At 33.0% G+C, this 13,008-nt stretch carries 9 protein-coding genes; 3 read left to right on the forward strand and 6 right to left on the reverse strand.

All coding sequences use genetic code 11. The features are described 5' to 3' along the window. Positions 1-80 precede the first annotated feature (80 nt). Positions 81-557, forward strand: coding sequence for a hypothetical protein (locus tag CHB67_RS16835; protein ID WP_089382977.1), 477 nt, complete (start codon positions 81-83; stop codon positions 555-557). Continuing rightward, positions 547-747, forward strand: coding sequence for a helix-turn-helix transcriptional regulator (locus tag CHB67_RS16840; protein WP_089382978.1), 201 nt, complete (start codon positions 547-549; stop codon positions 745-747). Before CHB67_RS16835 ends, CHB67_RS16840 begins: the two co-directional genes overlap by 11 nt. Before the next feature lie 77 nt (positions 748-824). Here the strand turns inward: CHB67_RS16840 and CHB67_RS16845 are convergent, their stop codons facing one another. The 6 genes from CHB67_RS16845 to lpdA form a co-directional block, all read right to left on the reverse strand. Further along, a complete protein-coding gene (locus CHB67_RS16845) occupies positions 825-1,340 on the reverse strand; it encodes a DinB family protein (protein WP_089382979.1) in 516 nt (171 codons plus the stop codon). Between the two features lie 6 nt (positions 1,341-1,346). Next, positions 1,347-3,935 (reverse strand): phosphoenolpyruvate carboxylase, encoded by a 2,589-nt coding sequence (locus tag CHB67_RS16850; protein WP_089382980.1) that lies wholly within the window; start codon positions 3,933-3,935, stop codon positions 1,347-1,349. Between the two features lie 96 nt (positions 3,936-4,031). After that, positions 4,032-4,406 carry a hypothetical protein gene (locus tag CHB67_RS16855; protein ID WP_089382981.1) on the reverse strand — a complete coding sequence of 125 codons (375 nt, stop codon included), beginning with the start codon at positions 4,404-4,406 and terminating at the stop codon, positions 4,032-4,034. Between the two features lie 33 nt (positions 4,407-4,439). Beyond that, positions 4,440-5,786: a tRNA lysidine(34) synthetase TilS gene (gene tilS, locus CHB67_RS16860; protein ID WP_089382982.1), complete on the reverse strand. Its 1,347-nt coding sequence runs from the start codon at positions 5,784-5,786 to the stop codon at positions 4,440-4,442. Positions 5,787-5,799: 13 nt separating this feature from the next. Then, on the reverse strand, positions 5,800-7,098 hold the full coding sequence (pabB, locus tag CHB67_RS16865) for an aminodeoxychorismate synthase component I (protein WP_089382983.1): 1,299 nt from the start codon (positions 7,096-7,098) through the stop codon (positions 5,800-5,802). 69 nt (positions 7,099-7,167) lie between these two features. Continuing rightward, positions 7,168-8,568: a dihydrolipoyl dehydrogenase gene (gene lpdA, locus CHB67_RS16870; protein ID WP_089382984.1), complete on the reverse strand. Its 1,401-nt coding sequence runs from the start codon at positions 8,566-8,568 to the stop codon at positions 7,168-7,170. A gap of 487 nt (positions 8,569-9,055) precedes the next feature. On the opposite strand from lpdA, the gene CHB67_RS16875 reads away from it, so the two are divergent. Continuing rightward, positions 9,056-13,008: SprB repeat-containing protein (locus CHB67_RS16875; RefSeq protein ID WP_089382985.1), on the forward strand; the 3,953-nt coding region annotated here is incomplete at its 3' end.

Below are 13,008 nucleotides of genomic sequence, written 5' to 3' on the forward strand. Positions count from 1 at the left end.
TTTACGAAAAGGGAATAGTAAGAATAACTTGTCTAAATGACAAATAAACTTTACATTTGAATTGATTTAAGTTAACTATTATGAAAGCACGATTTTTATTTTCGCATAAGTACAAGCCTTTGGGCTGGGTTTTACTAATTATTGGAATTGTTTTGGGTACTATTTTAATGATTAATGATTTCGAATACCCTAATTGGGAAATGAACGTTTTTCCTTTAGTTGGAGAGGTCGATATTTTTTCAAAGCCACCTATGCAATGGAACAAAAGTAATATTGCTGATGAATTGGCAGCTGTGTTTATTATTGTAGGAGGAATTTTAGTGTCATTTTCTAAAACAAAAGATGAAGATGAATATATTTCAAAAATAAGAATGGAATCATTGATTTGGGCGACTTATGTAAATTATATTGTATTGCTTATTTCAATTCTATTATTATTTGATTTTACTTTTTTTAATGTAATGGTTTGTAATATGTTTACCATATTGGTATTTTTCATTTTTCGTTTTCATTATATGTTGTTTAAATCAAAAATAAGTATTCAGCATGAAAAATAATATAAAAGTTGAGCGCGCGATACATAACTTTACCCAAGCAAAATTAGCAGAAATTATAGGGGTAAGCAGGCAAACTATTAATGCAATGGAGTTAAATAAATATGTTCCATCAACTGTTTTGGCTTTAAAAATTTCAAAAGTATTTAAAAAGCCTGTAAATGAAATTTTCTTTTTAGATGCTAAAGATTAGAGGGAGCACCTATGCTGTAATAAAAAAGGCTCAACTTAAATTTAAGTTGAGCCTTTTTGTTTTTTCAGAAAGAAGCATTACAAATACCGCTCTTTTATTATGTTTAAATGATGTATTTGATGCCCAGCAATAATAAAACCTAGAGCTCTAACCGTCATGTCACTACCGTTTGCTGAGCCAGTTTTACCAAGCATTTCAGGTGAAAAACTTTTAAAAAGAGCCAATGTAGCTTTTCTAACTAGTTTAAATTCTTCTAATAAGTCTTTAATTGGGCGTTCATCTCCGTTAGAATTATCAACATACCAATCTTCATCAAAGCCAGGTAAATCGGTAGCGTCATTTCTTGAAAAACGCAAAGCTCTATAGCTTAAAACACGTTCAGCATCAATAATATGTTGCACCAATTCTTTAATACTCCATTTTCCTTCAGCATATTTGAACGTTAATTTTTCTTCAGGTAAAACTTTAATAGTAGTTATAAGATCTTCTAGTGAAGTTTTTAAAACACTACGTAAATCAACCTCACCTATAACAGTTATATAATTACTGTAAAAAGGTGCGTATTCACTATTGTCTAATTGTACTGAATTCATATTCTCTTATGCTGAATTTCTACTTGCGTTGATGTTTCCAAATAAAGAACGAGTCACCATTTTTTCATAAATTTCTAATTCCTTTTCATTTACAGGATCTTCTTTTTGTAATTCTTGAATTTTACGTAAAGCAAACTGTTGAATAGTTAACAATGGCAATACAATATTTTCACGAATATCAATTGAAGCTTTTCCTACAGGATTGCTTTGCATTAAAATATCATAATCACACAATTTTAATAACAATCGTTTTGAAATTAAATATTCTTCGTAAATAATTTTCCAAAACTCTCCAAACTCTTCATCATCAGCCATATATTCTGTCAATTCAAAAAATGATTTCGACAATGCCATCATACTATTTCCAATCAGCGCTTTAAAGAAATCTGAATTTTGGTAAAAAGCTTTTACTTTATCAAATTCGCCGTTGTCTTCATATTTTTTTAATGCTGTTCCAACACCGTAAAATCCGGGTACATTTTGTTTTAACTGACTCCAAGAACCCACAAAAGGAATGGCACGTAAATCTGAAAATTCTAATTTAGAAGAACTAGATCTTTTAGAAGGTCTGCTTCCAATATTTGTTTTTCCGTAATATTTTAACGTACTCATGCGCTCTAAATAAGGCATAAATTTTGGATGACCTTTAAAATCAGAATACGCTTTATAACTAGTTTCGGCTAGGTCATTCATTATTTGAACTTCACTTTCTGAGATGATATCATTTGAATTGTTAAATAATTCATTTGAAATACCCGCACTAAGCAGTTGTTCAATGTTGTATTGAGCAGAATCTAAGGTTCCAAAATTAGAGCTAATTGTTTGTCCTTGTATGGTTAATTGTATTTCTTCATCTTCAATATTTGGACCTAAAGAAGCATAAAATTGATGTGTTTTTCCACCACCACGCGCTGGAGGTCCACCACGTCCATCAAAGAAAATAACTTTAATTCCAAACTCTCTCGAGATTCTTGTCAGGTTTTCTTTTGCTTGATAAATAGACCAGTTTGCCATTAAATAACCACCGTCTTTTGTTCCGTCAGAAAAACCTAACATAATGGTTTGCTTATTGTTGCGGCTTTCTAAATGTTTTTTGTATGCGTTATTTGTGTATAATATTCGCATAACACTTTCGGCATTAATTAAATCATCAACCGTTTCAAATAATGGAATAATATCGGTAGTTATGTTGTGTTCAAAACCACATAAGTTAAACATAGCAAATGTTTCCATAACATTTACAGCTGTTTGATTGTTACTAATAATATACCTGTTTGAACCTTTTTCACCATTGTTTTCTTGAATGGTTTTTACTGCTTTTACAGAACCTAACGTTTTGTTTACCATTTCATCTTTAAAAATTGAAATGTCTACATTGTCTTCTACGGTTGAAAGAATTTCTATTTGTTCAGTATCAGAAAGTGATAAATAATTAGCAGGGAATAAGGTGCTACCGTTTTCTTGTAAAGTGGTTACAATTTGCGAAAATACATTGTGATGTACTCTACTATCTTGTCTAATGTCTAAGGTTGCAAAGTGATACCCAAAAATATGAACTTTATTAATAAAGTCATTCATTTCCTCTAAATAAATAGACTGGTGTTTGGTTATTAACAGGTTTTTAATTTCATAAAGTTTTCCTTTAAATTCCTCTAAAGAAATCATGGTGTTTAAATCAGGGTTCACACTATTGTCAAACAGCATAACTTCTAATTCAGTAATAATATGTTCAATACCACTAAAAGTAAGGCGTTTTTTTAAGATTCTAACATCTTGGTAATAATTTTTTAAGATCATTTTCTTTAAACGTTTTGCAACATTTAAAGTAATTTCAGTAGTTACAAACGGATTTCCATCTCGGTCTCCACCAGGCCAAAAACCTAGGTTTATAATTTCGTTAGGAATTTCTTTTCCATCAAAAATATTATTTTGAATGTAGTTGTAAGTGTCTGATACAGAGTGGTAAAATACATTTTCTAAATACCAGATTAAACTAACAGCCTCATCATAAGGTGTTGGTTTTTCTTGTTTGAAAAATGGCGTTTTACCTAATTGAGCTAATAATTTATTGATAAGAAGCAGGTCATCTTTTTCAATGGCTTCAGCTAAATCTGTAATAATTCCTAAAACAGTTCCAGGGTAAAACTGGGTTGGGTGGGCCGTTAAAACAATACGTACTTTAAAGTCTTCTAAATGCTTTTTTAAGGCTTCCTTTTTATTTTCTTTAACAGCTGTTTCTTTAGTACTTCTCATGGTGCCAACACCGTCCATATTATTTACGGTTGCGAATGAGGCATCTTCAATAGCGTCAAATAAAACTACTTGGCGTTCAATGTATTGAATAAAGTGAAATAATAAATCTAGTCTTTCTTTTTCAGTAGGATTTACCTGATAAGTGCTGAAAAATGTGTCAACTATTTCTGTTGGGTTTTTCTTTGATGAAAACCCTTCTTTACATACATCATGAAATAAAGGTAGTAAAACACCTGTTTTAGTAATAGAGTCAAACGGAAGTGTCATAAAAATACTGTTGTAAATTTGGTATTTTGATAACACGTTCTCGTTAAATCGAGTAAGCTTCGGTTGTTTATGCATATTTTTTTAGTTATAGAGTCGAAAATTACAAAAGCTTCTTTAAAAATGAGGCTTTTAGCTAATAAAATTAACGAAATCGATTTTTTTGTGAATGATTTATAATGCTTTTTTTGTTCTTGGTTGGTATAAATCAGAAATTTTAAAGAAAGCAGCTTCTAAAACAGATTTCTGATATATTTTGTTGTAACTATCATAAATATAGTTACTTGTGTTTATTTTTTTGTTGAATAAAGGGGTTGAAAAATATCCCGTTTCAATATTTTTTTCAACTAAAACTAAAAATTTATAAGATTTTAAATTTAATCGTTTATTTACATTTAGTAAACTATTTAAGTCGGTAGAAATTTGTGTTGCAGTGTAAATACTTGCTGGAATTTCTTTTTTTAAAGTGTCATTTTTCTCTTCTTGAGAAAAACCGAAGCTAATTGAAAGTAAAAATAAGAAAGTAGCTAATTGTTTAAATACATTCATAAATTACTAGAAGTTAATTGTTAAAGCATAAATTTACAATTTAATTTTTAAAATTGCAGAAGTAGTTTTTGAAACTTTGAAACGGTTGTCTAAACGCTTTCCAATTACCCAAACAATTTGACCTTTTGAACATAATAACCACGTATTTTCTTTTTCAAGAAGTGATAGTTTTTCGTCCTTAAAAAATTTGCTTAACTTCTTTTTGCCATTTAACCCTATTGGATAAAAAGCATCTCCTTTTTGCCATTTTCTAATGGTAAGCGGAAACTCAAGTTGATCATAATCTATTGAAACGGTTCCAGGTTTATCTAAAATAAGTTCTCCAAATACTTTAGTTTCATGGTTTTTTGTATCAAACGGAATGTCAACCTTTTTAAATTTTAGTTTGATTGGTTTTTTTATTTTTGAAGTGTTTTCTGGCACTTCAAAAAGTACAATTTGTTCGGTATCATTAATTTCAGACAAAATAAGTGTTTCACGATTTTTTAGCAATCTGTGTGTACTGCTAAATACTTGTTTTCCAGTTTGTGAGTCTAGTAAATTTGTAATATCATCCCACTCAGTAAAACCGTAATCTTGTAATAATTCGTACAAATAAACTTTAGGATTACTTAGTTTTTTTAATTCTGAAATTTCAAAATGAATAGCTTCATCAGTAACAGAAACCGCTTTTTCTTTTATCTCGTTAATGCGATCATTTATAATTTGTTGACTTCCTTTTAAATTTTCTAGCGTATTGCTAAAAGTTTCTAATAAACTAGGGTTTAGTTCTTTTAAAAATGGTACAACCTTATGTCTAATTTTATTGCGAACATATTTAATAGAAGAGTTGGTGCTATCTTCTCGCCATTGTAATTTTCTTTTTGTTGCGTGAACTAAAATCTGGTTTCTGTTAAATGGTAATAATGGACGAACCACATTTTTGTTAACTTCAGGAATTCCTGTTAAACCATTTAAGCCCGTTCCTCGTGTTAAGTTTATTAAGAAAGTTTCAATTACATCATCCTTTTGGTGCGCTGTAATAATATAGTCGAGATTATGTTGTTTGCTTAATTCCTGAAACCAATTATAGCGTAACTCTCTAGCAGCCATTTGGGTTGAAAGACCATTTTCTTCAGCATAAGTTTTGGTATTGAACTGAATAGTATAAGTTGGTGCTGCTAGTTTTTCGCCTAACTCTTTTACAAATTGTTCGTCCTTATTGCTTTCTTTTCCACGCAGCATAAAGTTGCAATGCGCTAAAGAAATATTGAAATTTAATTTATGTAATAGGTGCGTTAAAACAACACTATCAATTCCGCCAGAAATGGCAACTAACAATTTTTTACCTTTTAAAAAAGGTAAATTTTTATTGAGATGTTCTTCAAAGGCAGTTTGCATAAGGTAAATATACTTAATTAGTGTTTAATAAAACTTGTTTCATAGCTTTTGCTTTTAATAAGCATTCTTCGTATTCTTTTTCGGGGATAGATTGTGCCGTTATAGCACCTCCAACAGAGTATGAAATGTATTTTTTTGAAGCATTGTACAAAATACTTCTTATAATTACATTAAAATCAAAATCTCCATTTGGTGTAATATAACCCACTGCACCTGAGTACAAACCGCGTTTGGTTTCTTCAAGTTCTTCCATAATTTTCATTGCTGAAATTTTTGGAGCTCCTGTCATGCTTCCCATAGGAAACGTGTCTTTTATAATATCAACTGGGTGAATATTCGGATTTACTTCGCAAGAAATGGTTGAAATTAACTGATGTACTTGTTCAAAAGTATAAACTTTACAAAGCTCCTCAACTTTTACACTTCCTTTAATTGCTGATCGCGATAAATCATTCCGAACCAAATCCACAATCATAATATTTTCGGCACGTTCTTTCGGATTTTTTTCTAAAGCTGAAATTAGTTTTATGTCTTCTTTTTTTGTTGAAGCTCTTTTTTCAGTTCCTTTTATAGGTTGAGAAATTACTTTAGAACCTTCTTTTTTTAAATAACGCTCAGGTGAAGCAGATAATAAAAACTTGTCGTCTAATTTTAAGAAAGTGGCAAAAGGAGGTTTTGAAATTTCGTTTAAATTTTGATAAACTTCAACGGGATTTATATTCGAGTTTTCGCTATAAAATTCCTGGCAAAAATTGGCCTCATAAATATCGCCTCGGTGAATGTGATTTAATACTGAATTTAATTTTTCAAAATATTCATCCTTATGAATGCGAAGTTTTATTTTTATATCGCTTTTTGCTTTTTGCTTTTCGCTTTTCGCCGAATTTATTTCTTTTAAATCGAAATCAATCTCTTGTTTAAAATTAGAAATGTATTTTATTTCAACAGTATTTCCTTTAATAAAAAATATTTTTTTTGGTTGAAAAAAGTACAAATCAGGAAAGTGTAAACCATCAAAATTATTGGAAGTTACATCTTCAATAGCATTTTTTAGATCGTAACTTAAATAACCAAAAATATAATCGTTAATTTTTGTTTGATATGATCTTAATTGTTGAAATGCATTGGTGTAACTGCATTCAATTTCAGAAGCAGCATCAACAGCCAAAACAGCTTCAAAGCTAGAATACTTTTGTTGGTAGTTATTGCTATCAAGCCATACCGCAGTTTTAAACTGTTGCGCCCAAACTAATAGTTTCGATTTAAATTCAGAAACATCGGTAATCTGAATTAATTGACTTGTCCGTTGCATTTAGGCAAAAATAAAAAAGTCCCTTCAATTTGAAAGGACTTTTTATGTTTAATGCTATATTTTGTTTTTTTAACTATGAATGGCTCTATCGTTGACAGCCAAACAAGCTTCTTTAAAAGCTTCAGTATATGTTGGGTGTGCGTGTGATGAACGAGCAATATCTTCAGAAGAAGCTCGAAACTCCATAGCAATTACAGCTTCAGCAATCATATCGGCAGCTCTTGCACCAATCATATGAACACCTAAAATTTCATCGGTTTCAGCGTCGGCTAGTACTTTTATTTGTCCGTCAATATCCATACTTGCTCTTGCTCTTCCTAAAGCGCGCATAGCAAAAATACCAGATTTGTAATTGGCTCCCGCTTCTTTTAATTGCTCTTCGGTTTTACCAACACAAGCAACTTCTGGCCAAGTGTAAACAACTCCAGGAATTAAATTATAATCAATATGAGGTTTTTGTCCTGCAATTAATTCGGCAACCATAGTTCCTTCTTCTTCAGCTTTGTGAGCTAACATAGCTCCTTTAACAACATCACCAATTGCATAAATGTTTGAAACATTGGTTTGTAAATGTTCATTCGTTTCAATTTGACCGCGATCAGTAACTTTAATGCCAACGTTTTCTAATCCTAATCCAACTGTATAAGGACTTCTTCCTACAGAAATTAAGGTGTAATCTCCTTTAAATTCAGTTGGAACTCCTTTTTTATTATCAGCAGTAACTATAACTTCATCTCCATTATTTACAACTGAAGTTACTTTATGACCTGTAAAGAATTTAATACCTTGTTTTTTTAATGATTTTTGCAATTCTTTTGAAAGCATAGCGTCCATTCCAGGTGTAATGGTAGGCATATATTCAATTACTGAAACTTGTGAGCCTAAACGGCTATAAACCGAACCTAACTCTAAACCAATAACACCACCACCAATAACAATTAAGTGTTTCGGAATTTCAGTTAAGCTTAATGCTTCAGTTGAAGTAATTACTCGTTTTTTGTCTACTTCAATAAAAGGTAGGGTTGAAGGTTTTGAACCAGTTGCAATAATTGTTTTAGTAGCTTCAATTTCTTCTGAAGAACCATCTTCCTTAGTAATAATAATATGAGTGTCATCTTTAAAGCTACCAACACCTTGTAGTAAATCAATATTATTTTTATCCATTAAGTAATTGATTCCACCAGAAGTTTGTGCTACAACTTCGTTTTTACGTGCAATCATTTGATCAAAATTAACAGCCAAACCTTCCACGTTAATACCGTGAGTTGCAAAATGTTTTGTAGCATCATAATAATGGTGCGACGAGTCTAGTAGTGCTTTTGAAGGAATACAACCAACATTTAAACACGTACCACCAAGGGTGCTGTATTTTTCGATAATGGCAGTTTTTAAACCTAATTGTGCGCAACGAATTGCGGCAACATATCCTCCGGGTCCTGAGCCTATGACAGCTACATCGTAAGTATTCATATAGTTTTAGCTAAAGTTTAATTGCAAAAATAGCATATTTTATGAATTGGTTGCAATTATTAATTAGATACTTTTTTATATAAAATTTCAAGTAATTTAGATTTAGAATGTATTAATGTGTTGAAAATAAAGGTATTAATGGTTTGTAACAATTATTACATATAAATACTGTTCACAATATGATGTTTTAATTGCCATTTATATGTAAATATTGCCCATTTGTTAAAAAGTGTTAAAAAAAACTTTAATTATCAAGTAGTTATGGCGGTTACTACTTATATTTGTTATAATATTGAGAAGATGATCCCCACAGATCCATTTTTATTTTAGCCCCACATTATAATGAAGCACTTTCGTGTTTTATTGTAGGATTGACTCAAAAAATTGAGATTGCGACCTATTATAGGTTTATAAAATTAGCTTAACGGAATTGGTGTTTAGATGCAATTAAATTGCTGAAGAGCATTAGTTAATAAAATAAAATAATATGAAAAAAACTACTTTTTTTAGAATTGTAACATTGATGGTGTTGTTGTTTGTTACGACGATAAGTTATTCACAAAGCGTTGATGGCGATTATTGCCCTGGTCCGGGTCTATCTGGTGATGAGTATGGAGATAGTTTGACAGTTATACCAAGTTCTGTAGGAAGTGGTACTTGTGCAATTGAACAAATTTGGGCTGATATTGATACCGATGCAGGGGCTTTTAAATTGGCATTTAAAATAGGTAATGGAGGTAATGCACTTTTTAGAATTTATCTAGATACAGATTTTGATGAAACTACAGGTTTGTTGTCTGATACATTTGGAGGGCAAACGAATGCTATTTCTGGTGCTGAATATATACTTGAGATAGGGGCTCTTAAAGGAGCTACTACTTTGTATAAAGTGAATCTTGTTGATCTTACCTATTCTAGTGTAGATTTAAATGGTATAATTGGAGCGACTGGAAATTCAACAGGGTGCGCGAATAAAGATGATGGTGAATTTATAGAGCTTTATGTTCCTTTCGATAGTATACATTATGATATATGTGATCCAGACAACCCAGGGCAAATTAATATAGCACAGTATGCTTCGGTTTCGGGTGGTTCTACCACATCAAGTTATTGTTTAGGAGCAACATTAGATTTTGGAGTGGAGCTTTCAGGGGTAATAACTCCAACTGATCAAGATGTTTGTGAAGGACAAGATAGCGGTACACTTACAATAGATTTGAATAGTAATACCTCTACTGTTGATTATTGGGAATATAGTTCGAATGGAACTAATTTTATTGAAATTTCTGGTACAGCTGGTTTAGTCTCTATTGAACCAATAGATCCTTTAGCGTTAGGAACACATTATTATAGAGCTTCAATAACTAATAATGGTGTTTGTACTAGTAGTTTTTCTTCTTCTGTAGCGACAATTACTGTTACCGCTATAACAGTGAATGCATATCAGGATAGTCCGGTAAGTTGTTCTGGAGGTTCAGATGGGGTTGCAATAGTAACTGCTTCAGGAGGTACTGCTCCTTATACAATTACACCATCAGTAACGGGGTTAAGTGCGGGTGTTCATACTTTTACTATAGAGGATTCGAAAGGGTGTACTTCTACGGCTACTGTAACTATTTCTGATGGAGATTCAACAGCTCCAACTATTATAGCTCCAGCTGTATTTTCCATTGAAGGTGTTTCAGCTACTGATTTAAATTTGACAGACTTTCCAGCTAGATTACCTTATAGTTCAAGTAAATACATTGTTGATCCAGATGATTTCAAAAATGTAAGAGGAGGGGATTTTACAGAAGTTAATTTAAAAGAAATTTCATATATAGATTTATTTTCTGGAACTTGTCCTATTACTATAAATAGAACTTGGTCAATTGAAGATAATTGTGGAAATATTGCTACAGCAACGCAAACTATTAACATTGAAGACACTACAGATCCTGTTGTTGCGAATTCTAGTCTTCCATCAACAGATATAGAAGGTTGTGATACAGGAGCCTTAGCAATCAGTTATTTGCCATATAAAGAGACTGAAACTGTTATAACGCGTCAGGATATTGAAAATATACTAGGAGAGCCTATTGTAGAGGGAAATACACTACCTATTGATGGTATAACGTATATAGATACTTCTACAGGAACTTGCCCTATTGTAGTAACTCGAACTTATACGGTTAAAGATATTTGTAATAACTCGGCCATTGTTTCTAGGGAGTTTAACATAAATGATACCACACCACCAACAGGAACAGCGCCAACAGGCGTTGTGGATGTAGATGTTTGTTCTGCAGATGCACAAACAGCTTATCCGTTTGATGCAGTGGCAGTAGCCGGAAGTTATTCAGATAATTGTTCAGGAGCAGTAACAGTTAATTTAACAGATACTTCATTAACACCAGGCAATTGCGGATGGACTTTGGTTTACACTTATGAAGTAGTAGACAGCTGTGGAAACAAATTAGAAGGAGAGATAATTACCCATACAGGAAAAGATCAGACAGCACCGACAATTGTGGCGCCTAACGATATTACGATTAATTGTACTGATGATGTTAGTGAGTCTTCAACCGGTACTCCAACTGGTGGAGATAGTTGTAGTGGTTATGGTTTTAGTTATGAAGATGTAACTACGCAAACTAATGATGGTAGTTGTACTGATTATAGTTATATAATTACTCGTACATGGAAAGCAAAAGATGACTGTGATAATGAAGCTACGGCAGTTCAGGTAATCACAGTTGAAGACAAAACACCACCAACAGGAACAGCACCAACAGGCGTTGTGGATGTTGATGTTTGTTCAGCAGATGCACAAACATTTTATCCGTTTGATGCAGTGGCAGTAGCCGGAAGTTATTCAGACAATTGTTCAGGAGTAGTAACCGTTAATTTAACAGATACGTCATTAACACCAGGCAATTGCGGATGGACTTTGGTTTACACTTATGAAGTAGTAGACAGCTGTGGAAACAAATTGGAAGGAGAGATAATTACCCATACAGGAAAAGATCAGACAGCACCGACAATTGTGGCGCCTAACGATATTACGATTAATTGTACTGATGATGTTAGTGAGTCTTCAACCGGTACTCCAACTGGTGGAGATAGTTGTAGTGGTTATGGTTTTAGTTATGAAGATGTAACTACGCAAACTAATGATGGTAGTTGTACTGATTATAGTTATATAATTACTCGTACATGGAAAGCAAAAGATGACTGTGATAATGAAGCTACGGCAGTTCAGGTAATCACAGTTGAAGACAAAACAGCACCAACAGGAACAGCACCAACAGGCGTTGTGGATGTTGATGTTTGTTCAGCAGATGCACAAACATTTTATCCGTTTGATGCAGTGGCAGTAGCCGGAAGTTATTCAGACAATTGTTCAGGAGTAGTAACCGTTAATTTAACAGATACAACACAAACGGGAGATGTTTGTGGATGGACTTTGGTTTACACTTATGAAGTTGTAGATAGCTGTGGAAACAAATTAGAAGGAGAGACAATTACCCATACAGGACAAGATCAGACACCACCAACAATCACAGCACCAGCAAATGTAACAGTAGAATGTACGGACAGTACTTTACCTGCAGATACAGGAATGGCAACCGGATTAGATACTTGTGGAAGTGTAACCATTACTTATAGTGATGTTGAAGTAGCCGACTGTGGAAACTCAAAAACAATCACACGTACTTGGAAAGCAACAGACGACTGTTTGAATGAAGCTACGGCAGTTCAAACGATCACAGTTGAAGATACCACACCACCAACCATCACAGCGCCAGCAAATGTAACAGTAGAATGTACGGACAGTACGTTACCTACAGATACAGGAATGGCAACTGGATTAGATACCTGTGGAAGTGTGACTATTACTTATAGTGATGTTGAAGTAGCCGACTGTGGAAACTCAAAAACAATCACACGTACTTGGAAAGCAACAGACGACTGTTTGAATGAAGCTACGGCAGTTCAAACGATCACAGTTGAAGATACCACGCCACCAACCATCACAGCGCCAGCAAATGTAACAGTAGAATGTACAGACAGTACGTTACCTACAGATACAGGAATGGCAACTGGATTAGATACCTGTGGAAGTGTGACTATTACTTATAGTGATGTTGAAGTAGCCGACTGTGGAAACTCAAAAACAATCACACGTACTTGGAAAGCAACAGACGACTGTTTAAATGAAGCTACGGCAGTTCAAACGATCACAGTTGAAGATACCACGCCACCAACCATCACAGCTCCAGTAAATGTAACAGTAGAATGTACAGACAGTACGTTACCTGCAGCTACAGGAATGGCAACTGGATTAGATACTTGTGGAAGTGTAACTATTACTTATAGTGATGTTGAAGTAGCAGATTGTGGAAACTCAAAAACAATCACACGTACTTGGAAAGCAACAGACGACTGTTTGAATGAAGC

Origin of the sequence: Lutibacter agarilyticus (assembly GCF_900188235.1) — a bacterium.
Classification (GTDB): Bacteria; Bacteroidota; Bacteroidia; order Flavobacteriales; family Flavobacteriaceae; genus Lutibacter; species Lutibacter agarilyticus.

Bases quoted from the DNA above. Each gene is read 5' to 3' on its own strand.
- CHB67_RS16850 (WP_089382980.1), bottom strand. From the start codon at position 3,935: ATGCATAAACAACCGAAGCTTACTCGATTTAACGAGAACGTGTTATCA.
- CHB67_RS16855 (WP_089382981.1), bottom strand. From the start codon at position 4,406: ATGAATGTATTTAAACAATTAGCTACTTTCTTATTTTTACTTTCAATT.
- CHB67_RS16835 (WP_089382977.1), top strand. From the start codon at position 81: ATGAAAGCACGATTTTTATTTTCGCATAAGTACAAGCCTTTGGGCTGG.
- pabB (WP_089382983.1), bottom strand. From the start codon at position 7,098: ATGCAACGGACAAGTCAATTAATTCAGATTACCGATGTTTCTGAATTT.
- tilS (WP_089382982.1), bottom strand. From the start codon at position 5,786: ATGCAAACTGCCTTTGAAGAACATCTCAATAAAAATTTACCTTTTTTA.
- CHB67_RS16840 (WP_089382978.1), top strand. From the start codon at position 547: ATGAAAAATAATATAAAAGTTGAGCGCGCGATACATAACTTTACCCAA.
- lpdA (WP_089382984.1), bottom strand. From the start codon at position 8,568: ATGAATACTTACGATGTAGCTGTCATAGGCTCAGGACCCGGAGGATAT.
- CHB67_RS16845 (WP_089382979.1), bottom strand. From the start codon at position 1,340: ATGAATTCAGTACAATTAGACAATAGTGAATACGCACCTTTTTACAGT.